This window comes from Streptomyces hypolithicus (assembly GCF_052934925.1).
In genome coordinates, this window is the sequence record NZ_CM128811.1 from 3,436,457 (window position 1) to 3,452,700 (window position 16,244).

Consider the following 16,244-nt stretch of genomic DNA (forward strand, 5'->3'; position numbering starts at 1 on the left):
GCCACCAAGGAGGCGAAACCACTTTGAGTACGGGATCCGGAGCAGACTCCGCCCCCGCACCGACCGCACCTACTTCCATGTTCAGCTCGCTCAGGATCCGTAACTACCGGCTCTTCGCAAGCGGGCAAGTCGTCTCCAACACCGGCACCTGGATGCAGCGCATCGCCCAGGACTGGCTGGTCCTGTCCCTCACCGGGTCGGCGTCCGCCGTGGGCATCACCATCGCCCTGCAGTTCCTGCCGATGCTGCTCTTCGGCCTGTACGGCGGCGTCCTCGCCGACCGGCTCCCGAAGCGGCCCCTGCTCCTCGCTACGCAGTCCGCGATGGGCCTCACCGGCCTCGCGCTCGCGGCCCTCACCCTGAGCGGCCACGTCGAGGTCTGGCACGTCTACGCGACCGCCTTCGCCGGGGGACTGGTCACCGTCGTCGACAACCCGGCCCGGCAGTCCTTCGTGGTGGAGATGGTCGGCCCGGACGACCTGCGCAACGCGGTCGGCCTGAACTCCGCCAACTTCCAGTCCGCCCGGCTCGTCGGCCCCGCCGTCGCCGGTGTCCTGATCACGGCGGTCGGCAGCGGCTACGCCTTCCTGTTCAACGGCCTGTCCTTCATCGCACCCGTCATCGGCCTGTTGCTCATGCGCACCTCCGAGCTGCACCGGGTCGACCGCGCCCCGCGCGGCAAGGGCCAGCTGCGTGAGGGCCTGAAGTACGTGTCCGGGCACCCCGAGCTGATCTGGCCGATCGTGCTGGTGGGCTTCATCGGCACGTTCGGGTTCAACTTCCCGATCTGGCTCTCCGCCTTCGTGGACGATGTCTTCCAGGGCGGCCCCGGCATGTACGGCTGGCTCAACACGCTGATGGCCGCCGGCTCCCTCGCCGGCGCCCTCCTCGCGGCCCGGCGCGGCACGTCCCGCCTGCGCCTGCTGGTCGGCGCGGCGCTGGCCTTCGGCCTGCTGGAGATCGTGGCCTCGACGGCCCCGACGCTGTGGATCTTCGCGGCGCTGATGGTGCCGATCGGGATGTTCGGCCTGACGGTCAACGTCACGGCCAACTCCAGCGTCCAGCTCGCCACAGACCCGGCCATGCGAGGCCGGGTGATGAGCCTGTTCATGATGGTCTTCACCGGCGGTACGCCGCTGGGCGCGCCCCTCTTCGGCTGGATCACGGACACGTACGGCCCCAGGATCGGCTTCGCGGCGGGCGGCGTGATCTCCGCGCTGGCCGCCGTCACCGTCGGACTGGTCCTGGCCCGCCTCGCGGGCCTGCGCCTACGGCTGGACCTGCGCCGGGGGCACCGGCACGTGGGGTTCGTACCGAAGGCCCCGAAGGAGGGCGACGTCGTACGCCCGAAGGAGCTTGCGACGGTGGCGTGACGCCATTCGCCTGACGACGGCGGCCCCGGACACGGACGTGTCCGGGGCCGCCGTCGTGCGTGCGGGACGGCTATTGCTGGGCCCAGCGGTCCAAGTGTTTGGCGAGCACGCGCACGCCCCCAGCCCCCGGCCGGATGGTGGCCAGAGCGTCCCGGAGCTGCTCCTGCTTCGGGCGCAGCCGGAAGCCGTTGGCTGCCATGAAGGAACGTGCCGCGCCGAACGCCAGGGTCTTGTTTTCGTGCTCAAGGGGCTTAAGCAGTGCGATTGTCTGCATGAGAGCAGCAGCCTTGAGGTGCACGGACTGGTACACCTCGTAGCCGAATGCCTCGGCCCTGGTGCGGGCGCAGGCGGCGATCAGGGAACCGAGGTCGTCCGGCTGGGGATCGCCCTGAAGCTCCTCTGCCGCCCAGAGCAAATCGGTGAGGTCCAGATGGTTCGTCACGCGGCAACGGACTCCGTACTGGGCGGGGCATCGGCGTCGGCCTCTGTGCGCTGCGCCGCCTCCTCCACCCTGTCGGCCGCGTCCGCCTCCGCGAGCACGTCGCCGTACAGCTCCAACGTTTCGCGGAATGCCGCCTTGAAGCGCTCCTCGAACTCGTCCCGCTGGAGCGTCGTGACGACGTACTCCTGGACGGTCATGTGACGAGCCGCGGCCCGCTCCTTGATCGACTCAAGGGAGTCGCTGTCTATGCGCACGCTGAGCATCCTCGTAGCCATGTCGCCATGTTGGCACGGTGTCTGCGCAGGTGAAAGCGGAAGTGCACATTCGGGTGGGCGGCGACCACAGTCGATCACCGGGTGCCGGAAACTGGTCGTATGAGACTCTTCGCGGCCGTACTGCCGCCCGCCGAGGCCATCGACGAACTCGCCGTCGCTGTCGACCGGCTGCATACGCTGCCCGGCGCCGACGGCCTGCGCTGGACGGGTCACGACGGCTGGCACTTCACGCTCGCCTTCATGGGCGAGGTGGCCGACGAACTCGTCCCGGACCTGAAGGAACGCCTCGGCCGCGCCGCCGCCCGCCAGGCCCCCTTCTCCCTCCGTATCCACGCCGGCGGCCGCTTCGGGCAGCGCGCCCTGTGGGCCGGGGCGGCGGGCGGTATCGACGCGATGCGCCGGCTCGCGGAGCGGGCGGACGCGGCGGCGCGACGGGCCGGGGTGGCGATGGAGGAGCACCACGCGTACAAGGCGCACCTCACCATCGCCCGCAGCCGCCCCGGCCACGAGACGGACTGCCGCCCGTACGTCGACGCGCTCGGCGCCTTCGAGGGTGCGCCCTGGACGGTCGGTGAGCTGGCTCTCGTACGCAGCCATCCGCCGACCGCGGGCGTGCGGGGCGCGCAGCCGCGTTACGCCACCGTGGGTTCCTGGCCGCTCGGCCACTGAGCCGGGCCGCGGGCGGACCCGTCCCCCCGGCCGGTTACGCTCGACGGGTGGACCCGAAAACCAGGAACCGGATCATGGCCGGCGTACTCGTGCTGATGTTCGCTCTCGTCGCTGTGGCGGCCGCGGTCGGCGGCTGAACCCCCGACCGGGCGGCGGCGGCTGACCCCGTCCGGGCCGCCCAGCATGCTCTGGAGCGTCCGCCTCGCTACCAGGCGAACGCCTCAGGAGACGGCCCCGGCCCCGGGAAGATCTCCTCCAGCGACGCCAGTACGTCCTCGGTCAGCTCCAGCTCCACCGCGCGCAGCGCCGACTCCAACTGCTCCGCCGTGCGCGGCCCGACGATGGGCCCGGTGACCCCCGGCCGGGTGAGCAGCCAGGCCAGCGCGACCTCGCCGGGCGCGAGACCGTGCTTGTCGAGCAGGTCCTCGTACGCCTGCACCTGCGCCCGTACGGTCGTGTTCGCCAGCGCGTCCGCCGACCGCCCGGACGACGAACGCCCCGCGCCGCCCTCGCGCTCCTTGCGCAGTACGCCGCCGAGCAGCCCGCCGTGCAGCGGCGACCAGGGGATGACCCCGAGGCCGTACTCGCGCGCGGCCGGAACGACCTCCATCTCGGCGCGGCGCTCGGCGAGGTTGTAGAGGCACTGCTCACTCACCAGGCCGTACGACCCGAGCCGCCGCGCCGTCTCGTTGGCGCGCGCGATGTGCCAGCCGGCGAAGTTCGACGACCCGGCGTAGAGGATCTTGCCCTGCTGGATCAGGACGTCGACGGCCTGCCAGATCTCCTCGAACGGGGTGTGCCGGTCGACATGGTGGAACTGGTAGACGTCGATGTAGTCGGTCTGCAACCGCTTGAGGCTGGCCTCGACGGACCGCCGGATGTTGAGTGCGGAGAGCCGGTCGTGGTTGGGCCACGGCTCCGCGTCGTGCGGCGACATGTTGGCGAAGCACTTGGTGGCGAGAACGGTCTTGTCCCGCCGGCCACCGTCCTGCGCGAACCAGGAGCCGATGATCTCCTCGGTACGGCCCTTGTTGGCGCCCCACCCATAGGCGTTGGCGGTGTCGAAGTAGTTGACGCCGGCCCCGAGAGCGGCGTCCATGATGCTGTGGCTGTCGGCTTCGTCGGTCTGGGGCCCGAAGTTCATCGTCCCGAGGACGAGGCGGCTGACCTTGAGTCCTGTGCGTCCGAGCTGCGTGTACTTCATAACGCCCAAGCCAACGCCTTCGAGCGCGCTCGAAGCAAGAGCGCGTGGCCGTGCGGGGGCCGCTCAGTCGCGGGGGAAGCCGTCGGTCCTGAGGACGAGGCCGAGCTCCGTGCCGGTCAGGTCCACGCCGTCGCCGAAGTCGAGGGTCAGCTCGCCGCGGTACTCGTCGCCCTTCGGCAGCGTGTGGAGGTGCCATTGGGCGGTGTACGGATCGACGATCAGGTATACGGGGACGCCCGCGACGGCGTATGCGGCCTTCTTCGGACCGTAGTCGTTGGCCGAAGTGTCCTTGGAGATGACTTCGGCAACGAACTCGACGTCTTGGTGGCGCCAGCGGCCGTTGGCATCCTTGGCGGCGTCTTCGCGGAGTTTGGCGACGTCCGGGGCATAGCCGTTTCGGTGGCCGGGAAAGTCGACGCGTACGTCGGACAGGACCTTGACACCCATGCCGAACCTGTCCTCCAGGGCGCGGACGATCCTGCGGATGATCTCCCAGTGAGTGTCCCGCTGCGGCGACATGTGGATGGCCCCCTCGACGATCTCCACCTTGTATCCCTCGGGGACGGGCATCCGCTCCAGCCACTCGAACATCATGTCGAGGGTGAGGTCGTCGCTGCTGTCGGCCATGTTGATCCTGTCGGTGTCTACGACGGTCATCGTGGCGCTCCTCCCCGGCTGCCGCTCGGTCACCACAGCCGCGCAGTACAACGATACGCACGGCTTCCGAGACACGCCGGGCGTCCGAGCACGGTCTACGGGGCAGACCGGAAGATGTCAGGCGTTGCCCGGCCGTGGGCGTCGTCGTGAAGGTATCGACGAACCACTCCCGGCCGTGGGACAGGATGGTGAGACGAACGACTGTCTGATCGTTCGCTGTACTTGTACTGACCTGCTTCCCATCGCTCAGGGTCGTCGGGCGGTTTGCCGGTTGTCGTTCGGGCCGGGGCGGATCCGTGATCGGAAGGTGCGGCGGTACGTATCGGGGGGCACGCCGACAGTGCGGTTGAAGTGTCGGCGCAGCGTCGTGGCAGTGCCCATGCCGGTGGCTGCGGCGATGGCGTCGACAGTGTCGTCGGTGGTCTCCAGCAACTCCTGGGCGTGGCGGATCCGCTGAGTCAGCAGCCATTGCAGCGGCGTGGTACCGGCCACCGACCTGAAGTGGCGGCCCAGGTTGCGCGAGCTCATCCGCGCTTGGCGGGCCAGGTCCTCCACCGTCAGTGGATGGTCAAGCCGTTCGATGACCCAGGGGAACAGTGCGGCGAGCGGGTGGTCGGCCTGGGCGGGTACCGGGGTGGTGACGAACTGGGCCTGGCCGCCGGCCCGGTGCGGCGGCACGACCAGGCGGCGGGCGGCGGCGTTGGCGATCGACGAGCCGTGGTCGAGGCGGACAAGGTGCAGGCACAGGTCCATCGCGGCGGCCTTGCCGGCGGAGGTGAGCACGCTGCCGTTGTCCACGTAGAGCACGTCCGGGTCCACTTCCACCCGGGGGTAGCGGGCGGCCAAGGTCCCGGTGTGCGCCCAGTGCGTGGTCGCGCGCTTCCCGTCCAGCAAGCCTGCGGCTGCCTCCGGGCTTCTGGGCTCCGTTCTCGCTACAGCGGAAGGACCCCTTGCCGAGACCGAACAGTCAATCGACTTGGTGGAGGCGACTGACCGTGGCAGGGCGGTCGACTACTGGAAGGAGGGCGGTCCCGGGGTCAAGGCGGCCGCCGAAGCCGCACTGACGGGCAGCGACGCAGATCTGCAAGAGTTCCTTGGTGCCGTGGAGGACCTGACGTTTCAGGACAAGCGGGTCAGCGCGGCTCAGTTCGCCAGCATCGGCGGTACTGAGTTGCTGGCTGCCGCCCGAAAAGCTCTCGCGGGATCTCAGGACGATCTCGAGTTCTTCCTGCGTTGGGAAGGCTGGAAGGCTCCCATGGAGCAGGATGACCGGGTCCGGGTCGCTCAGGTCATCGACGCCAGCGGGCCCAATGTTCAGGATGCCGGGCGTGCTGCGCTGAACGGTACGGCGGCTGATGTCAGTAAGTTCCTTGACGAGGGGCAGTACGTCCAGCGTGAGCAGGACGAGCGGGTGCAGCTGGTGCAGGTCATCAGTGTCGGCGCTACCAACGTCCGGGCGGCGGGGCGGCTGGCTCTGAACGGCAACGCTACGGACATCCGGGAGTTCCTGGAGGTGGGGCAGTTCGTCGCGCGGGCCAAGGACCAGGAGCACGCCACTGTCGCCCAGCTCGCCGCGCAGGCGAAGGAGGCAGGCCGGCAGGCGGCCAAGGAGACCGACGCCGCCAAGACACAGTCCGCCAAGGCGGTTGAGGCCTCGAAGCTGGCCAAGGAAGCGGCTCTGAAGGCGGCCGCCGAGGCGGAGGCAGCCAAGAACGACACCGCCAAGGCCGGCCGTGCGGCCGGCCGTGCGGCCAAGGCCGCCTCGCAGGCCGCCTCGGCGGCGCGGACCGCCATCGACGCATCCCGTGCGGCCAACAACTCGGCGCGTATCGCGGCCAATGCCGCTTCTCAGGCTGCGGCCGCCGCGGCGGGTGCTGCGCAGGCGGCTTCCCGGGCCCAGAGCGCCGCCGCCGATGCGGCAGTGGACGCAGGCAACGCCGATGCCGCACGCAAGGCGGCGGAGAATGCTCGCACTGCTGCCAAGGGTGCCAACCTCGCGGCCGACGCCGCCGATCAGGCGTCCACGGCCGCCACCGCGGCCGGAGACGCCGCGCGGTCCGCTGCGAGCGCGGGCAGCAATGCCACCCTGGCGGCCAATGCGGCCGTTGAGGCGAGCAGCTTCGCGGGTGACTCCAGCGCGGCCGCCGCCCAGGCCCGTGCGGCCGCCGCGGCGACCAAGCGTCACGCCGCCGAGGCCAACCGTGCCGCTTCGGCCGCCGAGGCTCTCTCCCGCAAAGCCGCCACGGCCGCAGGGGAGGCGCGAGACGCCGCCAGATCGGCTGCGACGCACGCCAACAACGCCGCCAAATCCGCAGACGAAGCAGCGGAGCATGCGGGTGACGCCGCTACAGCTGCCGCCAAGTCCACGCAGTACGCCAACGCCGCCACGACCTCGGCGAACGCGGCCTCCGCTGCTGTGGTGAAGGCGCAAGGCGTCTACTCCCTGGCTCGTGAGGTGGAGGCCGAGGAGTTGCTGGGCCGCAGCAACGCCGGTATTGAGCGAGCCAAGGATCAGAAGACCGCCGACACCGCCCGGATCCTCGCGCTGACCAGACTGGAACAGGCAGAAAAAGACCGGGAGGCGGAGCGGAGCCGGCTGGTGGCTCTGGCCGCTGGGAACACTGAGCTGAAGGCTGTGGCCGATGAGGGCCGCAAGCTCGCTGTGCTGGTGATGAAGAACGGTACGGCCTGGCAACGCGCCACGGCCGAAACCGCCCTGGCCGGCTCCGACGACGACGTGATCGAATACCTGCGCAACGGCTGGGAGAAAGCCCAAGCACAGGATGATCGCGCCTATGTCGAGCGTCTGGCTGAGGAGAGCGAGACCAAAGAGGTACGTGACGCGGCCGAGACCGCCCTCAACGGTAACGCCGCTACCATCACGGCGTTCGTCAAGGACGGCCAGTACCAGGTTGCTGCCCAGAGCATGCGCGTCGCCATCGCACAGATCGTCGATGGTGCGGGAGCGGTCCTCGCCGAGGCCGGCCGGGCGGCTCTCGCCACAGGCGATCCGAAGAAGTACAGCGCGTTCCTGACCGGTGGGCAGGACACCGCCCGAACCCAGGACGAGCGGGTGCGCGCGGCGCAGTTGGTCTCCTCCGGCGGGCCCGAGGTGAAGTCCGCGGCCCGGATCGCTCTGGAGGGGTCCGGGCAGACGCTGCACGTCTTCATCGCCTCCGGCCAGTACAAGGCGCAGCGCAAGGACTACCTCAACGCCACCCACACGGCGCAGATCCAGAAGCTGACCGCGGACGCGGCGAAGTTCGCGGCCCTAGCGCAGCAGAACGCCGCCACCGCCCAGAAGGTCGCCGCCACCGCCCGCAAGGCAGCTGAAGAAGCAAGCAACTGGGCCAAGAAGGCCAACGCCTCCGCCACCCAGGCGCAGGGCTACGCCGACCAGGCCGCCAAGCATGCCAAGGACGCCGAGGACTCCGCGGCCAGGGCCGCCGCGTCCGCCAAGACCGCCCGTGACGCGGCCAAGAGCGCCGACGTCGCCGCAGGAGATGCTGCCAGATCCGCGGCCGACGCCACGCTCTCCTCGGAAATGGCCCAGACTTCGGCCTCCCGCGCTTGGTTCTCAGCCGATCAGGCGAAGAGGTCCGCTGTTGCGGCAGGCGAAGACGCTGCGGGCGCACTCAAGGCCGCCACTGAAGCCTTCAGCATCGCCGTAACGAAACTGAAGGAAGAGGAAGAGGCGCGCCGCAAGGCCGCGGTGGAAGCCAAAGAGAAGGCACTGAGTGACCCCGGGAGACGCGCAACGGAGATGTACCGCTGCGGCTCGGGCTACATCCCTTGCGAGGCCGGGGCGCAAGCGCGTTGGTGCCTGCAGAATGAACTCATCTGTCAAATCTCAGAAGTAGGCCCCTCTTTCAACGCTGGCATGAAGAAAGTGTGGGGGGCCGCCAAGGACCTCACGGGCCTCGGAGAGCTCGAGGCGTGCCTGCAGAACAAGGACTTCGATTCCTGCAGTGGCCTGGCAGTCGATGTCCTCATCGGCGCCAAACTCAAGGCACTCGAAAAGGCGTACGGTGGCCTGAGGGCCCTCAGGCGCTATTGCACGAAGTGCTTCCCTCCCGGCACTAAGGTCCTCATGGGGAACGGCTCCAAGAGGAACATCGAGGATGTCCATCCGGGCGACAAGGTCCTCGCCACCGATCCGATCTCTGGACGTACCGCGGTTCGCGACGTAACCCGTCAGATCGTCACCGGGGGCGACAAAGACTTCAACACCCTGACGATTACCACCTCAACCCGCCCGGAAAAGCTCATCACTACCAGTGAGCATCCGTTCTGGAGCCCTTCGCAGCGGCACTGGGTCGAAGCCGCCGCACTCAAGCCAGGCATGACACTCCTGAGCAGCGACAAAACCACGGTCAAGGTGCAGGAGAACCACTCTTTCACCCAGAGGCAGAGGACTTACAACCTCACTGTCGCTGACATACACACGTACTATGTGCTGGCGGGGGCTACGCCGGTCCTGGTTCACAATTCTGGCGGGTGCCCGGAGTTCGTGCCGCGCAACGAGAAGGCTGGCGATCTCGGTAGTAAATACACTGAGGGGCAATCGACTCGGGACCCGGCGTCACAGTGGTATCACGAAGAGCTGAGCAACAAGGGTCTTCTGGACGGAATCAACAATGCTGCCGAGGGAGAGGGAATCCTTGTCTCCCGCGGCGGGACAATTCTTGGAGGTCACCACCGCTGGGACGAACTCGAGACCAGAATTAAAGACGGGCGTATCGACCCAGACACGCCAATCCGTATCGACGTCCTCGGCGGGGAGTAGTGCTCTGATGTCCATGATTCATTCGACTGACCCTGACTTTCGTGTGTGCCAGATCAGTTTCGATACGCTGCTTGAGATCCAATTGGAGGCAGAGGCTCGAGGCTGGGCAACGCGGTGGACCTCGGTGGACGCAGTCCGTAGTCAGGTCAAAGAAGGGGCCGTCGTCCTCCAGTCGCTGATGCGCGAAGAGCGAGGAGGGATTCTACGGGCGTACCGATGCCTCGTGCTGTTCTCGACCGTAGGTGACGGCGATGCTGGTGGAATTGCCACGATCGATCTTGATCTGGAGAGGTTCGAATCACTGGAGCGGATAGATCGAGACCCGGATGTTCGGAAGGTGCTTGTCCGGATGTTCTCCCTTGCGGCGGGCGGCATTTCGATGGTCTCGAAAAAGTAGTGAGATCCGCCAATATTCAAGAATTTGTGTGATTGCGGATTGGGTCGAAAAACTCCCCGTTTCTCCAGGTGGGACGCTGGCCTCCGAAATGCGGTTAATAGCTCAGCGATAGCCCCAGAGGTCCCACCCGAATATTTCTCGGGTGGGGCCTCTGGGGTATCTGACGGCAGTAGCTGACGGCAACGCAACGTCAGCGGACGGTGGATCCGACGAGGGGTGGTTCGTCGCTGTCGTCGGGCCCGCCGGTGGTCTCGGCGGGGTTGCGGAGGGCGTGGCCGAGGAGGTCGATGGCGTCGCGTTGGAGGCGAAGCCGGACGTGGGCGTACACGGTGGCGGTGACGCCGATGTGGGCGTGGCCCAACAGCTCCCTGATCACGACGAGTTCCACTCCCTGCTCCAGGAGGTGAATCGTTCCGGGTTCGGTAGAGACTCTAGGTTGTGGCTGTGACCAGTGGTTTTTGCTGGTTCTGGAGGTAGTAGGTGGCTTCGTGCTCGGCGGGCGGTACGTGATCGAGCTCACCGTGAAGTCTGGACTGGTTGTACCAGTCGACGTACTCGGCGGTGGCGATCTCGACGGCGGTAAGGCTTCGCCAGTGTTTCTGACGCTTTATCAACTCCGTTTTATACAAGCCGATCGTCGATTCCATCAGGGCGTTGTCCAGGGCGTCGGCGACGGTGCCGATGCTTGCCGCGATGCCCTCTGCGGCGAGGTGGGCGGCCAGGCGGAAGCTGGTGTACTGGGCGGATTCAATCGGTCGTCGCAACACCTTGATCATGGAGGTGTCCGATGGGGCGTCCGGCAGGGTGGACGACGGCGGTTACGGGGCGTCCGGCGATGCGCTCGCCAGGCAAGCCGCCGGTCCGCAGGGAGGTGGAACGCCAGGGCGATTGCAAAGTCTGATGATCTTGGATCGGTGCGGGTCATCCGAGGCCGATGAGGGCCAGAGGCCGTTCAAAGGGGCGGAGGGCCATCTCCCGGAGTCCAGCGGCGATGTTGGTGTGGCCGGCGGCGCGGAGTTGATTGATCGCGAAGCTGCGCAAGGTGGCCATGTTCTCCGGGCCGTGTCCGGTGCGGATCTTTGAGGCGTCCTCGCGGAAGGCGGTGTCGCGGACGAAGTGGAGCCGGTTCTCGATCACCCATTGCGACCTCACGGTCCTCGCGATGCGTTCGGGGGAGGCTTGTCGGCTGGTCAGGTCGGTGATGACGTAGACGGTCTCGCGGGTGCGCTTGCCCGTCGCCACCGTGGTGCGATGTCGCACGATCTTCGCGACCTGGGCGGCGTGTGGGAAGTCCACGCCGAGGTCGGTGACGGTCAGGGCCCGCACCACCCGGGTCTCCAGCCGCCCGTGTCCCTCGGCGCGGTCGTAGAACTTCGCCGTGGCCTTTTGCCAGGGCAGCGTGCGCAACTGCTGATGCAGCAACTTCTGGTTGCGCTTCACGGTGAACGCGTAGTGGGCTTTCTTGGTCTCCACCAGGAAGCGGGCATGGTCACGCTGGGTGTGCAGGGCATCGGCTGTCACGGTGATGCCGGTCAGGTCATAGGGCTCCAAGAGGGCGGCGAAGCAGGTGATTTCATTTGTCTTGTCGGGCACTCTCAGTTGGGTGACGGTCTGCCCGCTGCCGGTCATCGCGGCCAGCAGATGGGCGGCCGCGGTGGTGCCGTGACGCGAGCCGCGCGCGCTCTTACCGTCCACGGCCAGCGTCTCGCACCCGCTCGGCTCGCATCCCAACAGGTCGGCCAGTCCGCCGGGGCAGGTCCGCTGGATGATCCGGCGGATCGTCGCGCCACTCGGCGCCATCCGTACGTTGAACGCCGTGGCGGTGCGGGCCCCGAGCCGGGCCAGGACGTCCTGCGGCGCGTCCTTGGCCCACTGCCCGATGGCCGAGAAGGACTTCGCACCGGCCACCACCGCCGAGCAGGCCACCAGCAACACCGCCACGAACGGGTGACGCCTTCCGCGCCGAGAGCGCGGATCGGCCAGCGTTTGCAGCCGCAGCGCCAGCGAACCGACCGAACGGTGAGGCGTCCCCCGGAGTGTGGACACAGGGGCTCATGCCGCGATTGAGAGTTTAGCTGCTCGCAGATGCTGCTGTTCGAACTCCACCGGTGAGAGGTAGTTGAGGGCACTGTGACGTCTGCGGGCGTTGTAGTAGGTCAGCCACTGGAAGATCTCCAGCCTCGCCTGACGCATCGTCGAGAACAGCCTCTGGTGCATCGTCTCCCTCTTGAGGCCCTGCCAGAACGACTCGGCGAGGGCGTTGACGCTCCTATAGTTGTCAACTCGCTGTGGGGACGGTCCGTGGTGCGGGTCGGATCAGGTGGTAGACCTCGCGGATGACGTAGCGTTTGAGGCAGCGGATGATCTCGCGTTTCGTCTTGCCCTCGGCGGTGCGGCGGGTGACGTAGTCGATCGTCGGTTGGTGGAATCGCATGCGGACGATGACGGTCCGGTAGATCGCGGCATTGAGCTGGCGGTGGCCGCCGTGGTTGATGCGGTGCCTGCCGCTGGTCATGCCGGAGCCGGTGGGCACAGGAGCGATGCCCGCAAGCTTGGCGAGGGCGGCTTCGGACTTGATGCGTTCAGGGTTGTCGCCGACCACGACGAGGATCTCCGCGGCGGTGTCCACACCTATGCCGAATGGTTCGAGCAGTTGCGGGGCGGCACGGTGGACCAGCTCAGCGATCATTTTCGTCAGTTCCTTGGCCTCGGCGTCGAGGTACTGCCACCGTTTGGCCAGTGTTCGAAGGGCGTGACGCAGTGCGTCCTCGGGGCTCTCCAGCTGTCGAGGACGCAGGCCCGCCAGGTGCCGGGCCAGGGCGATTTGCGTTTTGCCCGCGGTCTCGTTGCGCAAGGGATCAGGAGCGTGGACAAGCATCGCTTTCATGGTGACCATCGCCGCTGAGCGCTGTTCGACGGCCTGGTCATGGGCGATCTTTAGCTGCCGGATCATCTCGGCTTCACCGTCGGCGCTCTTGGGCGTGGCTGTCGCGAACCCGGCCAGGACGGCTCGGGCGGCGTTCTCGGCGTCCAGGGTGTCGGACTTGCCGTTCATCCGTCGCAGCCGCCGGTCCGGGCGGCCGGCCTCGACCACCTTGTGCCCGGCCCGGCGAAGGAACGAGGCCAGGGTGGCGCCGTAGGAGCCGGTTCCCTCGATGCCGAATGCCAGAATCTTGCCGTATGAGCCTGCCCAGTGCAGGATGAGGTGACCCCCGGAGTGTGGACACAGGGGTTCATGCTGCGAGTGAGAGTTTAGCTGTCCTGTGGTGCTGCTGTTCGAACTCCATTGGAGAGAGGTAGTCGAGCGCGCTGTGGCGTCGGCAGGCGTTGTAGTAGGTGAGCCACTGGAAGATCTCCAGCCTGGCCTGTCGCATCGTCACGAACAGCTTCCCGTGCATTGCTTCTCGCTTCAGTCCCTGCCAGAAGCTCTCGGCCAGGGCGTTGTCATAGCTCGAGCCGACCCTTCCCATGCTCCTGCGGATGCCGTGCCGGTCACAGACCTGCGCGAACGCGGCCGACGTATATTGCGATCCGCGGTCCGCGTGGAAGATCACCCCGGTGACGTCACCGCCGCGGGCTGCGACCGCGGCCTGGAGCGCGTCGATGACGAGCCCGGCCCGCATGTGCGGGGCCATCGAGTAGCCGAGCACCCGGCGCGAGCGGATGTCGATGACGCAGGCGAGATAGAGCCACGCGGCTCCGACCTGCACGTATGTGATGTCGCCGCACCACTTCTCGTCCAGAGTGACAGCGGTGAAGTCCCGCTGAACCAGGTCCGCCACCGGCGGCGCGAGCCGGTCAGGGACCGTGGTGCGCTTCTTCTTCCGCAGGTGGCGGCCGGTGATGCCGTGCTTGCGCATCAGCCTGGCCACCCGCTTGCGGTTGACAATGTGGCCGAAACCGCGCAGTTCGGCATGGACTCGGAGCGCGCCATAGTTCCCGCGGTGTTCGGCATGGATCTCGCGGATCTCCTCGACCAGGGCATCCTCGGTGGCCTGCCGGACGGCCCGCGTCTGGGCGCCGGCGATCCACCGGTAGTAGCCCGAGCGGGAGACTTCCAGTACCCGGCATATCCGCTTGATGCCGAACATCTCGGCGTGGGCGGAGATGAAGTCCCAAGCGGCAGTCTTCACTTCATCTCCCGGGCAAAATAGGCGGCTGCCCGTCGCAGGATCTCCCGCTCGAGCTGCCATTCCTTCTCCGCCTTGGCCAGCCTGGCGTTCTCCGCGCGCAGCAGGGCCAGCTCGGCCTCGGTGTCCTGCGACCCGCCGGAGGCGGCCGGACCGTCGTCGGCGTCACGCACCCAGGTCCGCAGCGTCTCGGGGTTGACGTTCAGATCGGCCGCGACGTCCCTGAACGTCCGCCTTCCCGCCGATGCCCGCCACAACGCGATCGCGTCGGACCGGAACTCCGCACTGTACTTCGAGGGCCTTGCCATGTGGATCTACACCTTCCTGGACCATCAAGATCCATTGTTAGGTGTGTCCACACCACGGGGGTCACCTCATCCTGATCGTGCTTCGGACCTGACGCATGTGAATGGTTCCCCTGTCGGTCGATTACCCGGCCTCGGAGGTCAACCGTGGCCGTAATTCCCTTGGTACTTCCCGGGTTGTCGGCTCGGCACGTTGAGCCGATCAGGTAATTCGAGCGAGAATGCCGGCCCGAGAATGTACGTGAGATATCGCTCCCGTGTGTGCGGCCACCCGGCCACCCTGGTCGAGATGGTTACGCCCGGCGGTCACCTACTCTGGCGGTCCGCAGGGGACGCGTGCCAGACGATTCCCGGTCATTCGTGGATTGGGCGCGGGAGCCGGCTCCGACTATGGGGAGTCGCGCGGTTGTGCGGTGGGGAATTCACGTGCGTGCGTGTCCTGTGTCGGACGCGGATGCGGACCGGGTGCGCGGGCCTTGGGGTGCGCGGGCCCGGGGGTGTGCGGGCCCCTGGTGTGCGGACCAGGGGCGCACGCCGACGCCGACGCCGTACGGCCGAGCCCGAGCCTCAGCTCTCGCTCTTTGCCGCTTCGTTCGGGTCGACGACCTGGTCGGCGGGCGGGGTCTGTGCCTTGACCGGCTTGTTGTAGTCGGAGAAGGTCATGCTGCTCGGCGCGTCTCCGCCGGTCTCGTCCGCCTTGAGGATGTACGGCTCGCCCTCGGCGGCGACGTGCATGGTGAGGGCGCCCTCGGCGGTCTTCTTCTTCAGGATCACGGCGGAACGGCCGTCGACCTCGGTCTCGCCCTCCCTGGCCATGCCCTTACGTTCCGACTTGTCCTTGTCCAGGGCGGCGACCGTGGCCTTCTTGTCGCAGGTCCCGTTGTCGGCCGCCACCTCGGAGGACGGCACCTTCACCCATTTGTCCGCGAACGCGGCCACGGCCTTGTCCGCTTCCTGCGCGGAGTCGCCCTGGGCGCCGAGCGCAGCCTTCCAGTACGGTTTGTTCCCCTTGATGCAGCCGGACTTGCCTTCCTGGACGACATCGGCCTTGGCGTCCTTGGACGTGGTGGTGCCGGTGCACGATCCCGAGTTGTCCATGGCCAGGTCCAGGCTCACCGGGTTCGCCGCGCCCTCGGTTTCTATGGAGATCCTGACGGAATCCGCCTTCTTCGTCGCGGCGACGGCCTTGTCGGCGATCTGATCCGCGCTCATGCCGTCGAAGGGCTCCTGTTCAGCACTGGAGTCGCCCTTGGAGTCGCCCTTTGCGGAATCATCGCCTCCGCAGCCGGTCAGACCCACCGCGACAATCGCGCATGCTGCGACCGAAACTAAGAACTTCGACTTGACCGCTATCGTCGCCATCTCCTCATGCATATCGCCGAGTTGCGTCTTGTTCCTGGGATCACCCAGTTGCGCAGAGGGCGCGTACCCCCGATGCGGCGGTCTTCTCGTATGAGTGCGTGTCTTTTCGCTTTGCTGACGCGCGACGACTTCTCGGGGCGCACGAAGAAGGCCGTATCGGCGTCTCGGGTGCCGCGACGAACGTGAGCGCTGGCCGCGAAGGATGGCGGAAGTGCCGTGCTTCGGGGGTGAGTTGTCGCGGGCGGAATGGCCGGGAGTGCGGTTCGTGCTGTACGGTGACCGCGTCATTACGCTCCGTATGCGACGGCGGCGCGGTCCCCGGCGGTGCTACCAACACCGGCCGAGGACCTACACACCGACTGGATAACGAGGTCCAACGGGATGCTTCGGCATGCTATCGCGCCTTCGCGCGACTATCTCAAGGCCCCGCACGCGATCGTGCGGCACACACGCCTGAACAACGACGCGAAAATGCTCCTGTCTGTACGTCCTCGGGCTGCCCGAAGGCCGGTGCGACAAGCCGCTGAACGAGCACGCCGCCCGGCTCGGGCTGAAGGGCCGGGCGTACCAGAAGGCCAAGACACTGCTGGTCGAGTGCGGGTTTCTGCGGGAAAGCAAGTGGCAGAACGAGCGCGGGCGTTGGA

The 16,244-nt window shown here is 67.3% G+C and carries 14 protein-coding genes and 2 pseudogenes; 4 read left to right on the plus strand and 12 right to left on the minus strand.

Annotated features, from left to right (window positions below; all coding sequences use genetic code 11):
- Positions 1–23 precede the first annotated feature (23 nt).
- Positions 24–1,373: an MFS transporter gene (locus ACU6WZ_RS16325; RefSeq protein WP_447028785.1), complete on the plus strand. Its 1,350-nt coding sequence runs from the start codon at positions 24–26 to the stop codon at positions 1,371–1,373.
- A gap of 70 nt (positions 1,374–1,443) precedes the next feature.
- On the opposite strand, the gene ACU6WZ_RS16330 is transcribed toward ACU6WZ_RS16325, so the two are convergent.
- Together ACU6WZ_RS16330 and ACU6WZ_RS16335 are read right to left on the minus strand one after the other, a co-directional pair.
- A complete protein-coding gene (locus ACU6WZ_RS16330) occupies positions 1,444–1,815 on the minus strand; it encodes a fic family toxin-antitoxin system, toxin component (protein ID WP_447028786.1) in 372 nt (123 codons plus the stop codon).
- Positions 1,812–2,090: a hypothetical protein gene (locus ACU6WZ_RS16335; protein ID WP_447028787.1), complete on the minus strand. Its 279-nt coding sequence runs from the start codon at positions 2,088–2,090 to the stop codon at positions 1,812–1,814. The genes ACU6WZ_RS16330 and ACU6WZ_RS16335 overlap by 4 nt, the downstream gene beginning before the upstream one ends.
- Before the next feature lie 99 nt (positions 2,091–2,189).
- On the opposite strand from ACU6WZ_RS16335, the gene thpR reads away from it, so the two are divergent.
- Positions 2,190–2,759: an RNA 2',3'-cyclic phosphodiesterase gene (gene thpR / locus ACU6WZ_RS16340; protein ID WP_447028788.1), complete on the plus strand. Its 570-nt coding sequence runs from the start codon at positions 2,190–2,192 to the stop codon at positions 2,757–2,759.
- A 205-nt stretch (positions 2,760–2,964) separates the two neighbouring features.
- Here thpR and ACU6WZ_RS16345 read toward each other — a convergent pair whose 3' ends face one another.
- The 3 genes and pseudogenes from ACU6WZ_RS16345 to ACU6WZ_RS16355 form a co-directional block, all read right to left on the minus strand.
- Positions 2,965–3,963 (minus strand): aldo/keto reductase, encoded by a 999-nt coding sequence (locus ACU6WZ_RS16345; protein WP_447028789.1) that lies wholly within the window; start codon positions 3,961–3,963, stop codon positions 2,965–2,967.
- Positions 3,964–4,026: 63 nt separating this feature from the next.
- Positions 4,027–4,620 carry a Uma2 family endonuclease gene (locus tag ACU6WZ_RS16350; RefSeq protein WP_447028790.1) on the minus strand — a complete coding sequence of 198 codons (594 nt, stop codon included), beginning with the start codon at positions 4,618–4,620 and terminating at the stop codon, positions 4,027–4,029.
- Positions 4,621–4,866: 246 nt separating this feature from the next.
- Positions 4,867–5,526 (minus strand): annotated as a pseudogene (locus tag ACU6WZ_RS16355) (helix-turn-helix domain-containing protein); the annotation flags it as partial.
- A gap of 73 nt (positions 5,527–5,599) precedes the next feature.
- On the opposite strand from ACU6WZ_RS16355, the gene ACU6WZ_RS16360 reads away from it, so the two are divergent.
- Both ACU6WZ_RS16360 and ACU6WZ_RS16365 read left to right on the plus strand, forming a co-directional pair.
- Positions 5,600–9,406, plus strand: a complete 3,807-nt coding sequence (locus ACU6WZ_RS16360; protein WP_447034067.1) for a polymorphic toxin-type HINT domain-containing protein — start codon at positions 5,600–5,602, stop codon at positions 9,404–9,406.
- 7 nt (positions 9,407–9,413) lie between these two features.
- A complete protein-coding gene (locus ACU6WZ_RS16365; protein ID WP_447028791.1) occupies positions 9,414–9,803 on the plus strand; it encodes a hypothetical protein in 390 nt (129 codons plus the stop codon).
- Between the two features lie 190 nt (positions 9,804–9,993).
- On the opposite strand, the gene ACU6WZ_RS16370 is transcribed toward ACU6WZ_RS16365, so the two are convergent.
- The 7 genes and pseudogenes from ACU6WZ_RS16370 to ACU6WZ_RS16400 all read right to left on the minus strand — a co-directional run bounded on the left by ACU6WZ_RS16370 (position 9,994) and on the right by ACU6WZ_RS16400 (position 15,600).
- Positions 9,994–10,191 (minus strand): hypothetical protein, encoded by a 198-nt coding sequence (locus ACU6WZ_RS16370; protein WP_447028792.1) that lies wholly within the window; start codon positions 10,189–10,191, stop codon positions 9,994–9,996.
- Positions 10,192–10,234: 43 nt separating this feature from the next.
- Positions 10,235–10,567 carry an integrase core domain-containing protein gene (locus ACU6WZ_RS16375; RefSeq protein ID WP_447028793.1) on the minus strand — a complete coding sequence of 111 codons (333 nt, stop codon included), beginning with the start codon at positions 10,565–10,567 and terminating at the stop codon, positions 10,235–10,237.
- A 157-nt stretch (positions 10,568–10,724) separates the two neighbouring features.
- On the minus strand, positions 10,725–11,744 hold the full coding sequence (locus tag ACU6WZ_RS16380; RefSeq protein ID WP_447028794.1) for an ISAs1 family transposase: 1,020 nt from the start codon (positions 11,742–11,744) through the stop codon (positions 10,725–10,727).
- Between the two features lie 111 nt (positions 11,745–11,855).
- Positions 11,856–12,065, minus strand: a pseudogene (locus tag ACU6WZ_RS16385) (integrase core domain-containing protein); the annotation flags it as partial.
- Between the two features lie 16 nt (positions 12,066–12,081).
- The gene (locus ACU6WZ_RS16390; protein ID WP_447034068.1) at positions 12,082–13,032 is read right to left on the minus strand and encodes an IS110 family RNA-guided transposase; all 951 of its coding nucleotides are present in this window, start codon (positions 13,030–13,032) and stop codon (positions 12,082–12,084) included.
- 4 nt (positions 13,033–13,036) lie between these two features.
- A protein-coding gene (locus ACU6WZ_RS16395; protein WP_447028795.1) for an IS3 family transposase occupies positions 13,037–14,241 on the minus strand; the annotation gives its coding sequence in 2 pieces (ribosomal slippage) (positions 13,037–14,001 and positions 14,001–14,241; 1,206 coding nt in all).
- Between the two features lie 564 nt (positions 14,242–14,805).
- Complete coding sequence (locus ACU6WZ_RS16400) at positions 14,806–15,600, minus strand: hypothetical protein (RefSeq protein WP_447028796.1); 795 nt, start codon at positions 15,598–15,600, stop codon at positions 14,806–14,808.
- Positions 15,601–16,244 lie beyond the last annotated feature (644 nt).

What these genes read in the sequence shown, in the direction of transcription:
- ACU6WZ_RS16335 (WP_447028787.1), bottom strand. Translation starts at nt 2,090, where the DNA reads ATGGCTACGAGGATGCTCAGCGTGCGCATAGACAGCGACTCCCTTGAG.
- thpR (WP_447028788.1), top strand. Translation starts at nt 2,190, where the DNA reads ATGAGACTCTTCGCGGCCGTACTGCCGCCCGCCGAGGCCATCGACGAA.
- ACU6WZ_RS16345 (WP_447028789.1), bottom strand. Translation starts at nt 3,963, where the DNA reads ATGAAGTACACGCAGCTCGGACGCACAGGACTCAAGGTCAGCCGCCTC.
- ACU6WZ_RS16350 (WP_447028790.1), bottom strand. Translation starts at nt 4,620, where the DNA reads ATGACCGTCGTAGACACCGACAGGATCAACATGGCCGACAGCAGCGAC.
- ACU6WZ_RS16365 (WP_447028791.1), top strand. Translation starts at nt 9,414, where the DNA reads ATGTCCATGATTCATTCGACTGACCCTGACTTTCGTGTGTGCCAGATC.
- ACU6WZ_RS16400 (WP_447028796.1), bottom strand. Translation starts at nt 15,600, where the DNA reads ATGGCGACGATAGCGGTCAAGTCGAAGTTCTTAGTTTCGGTCGCAGCA.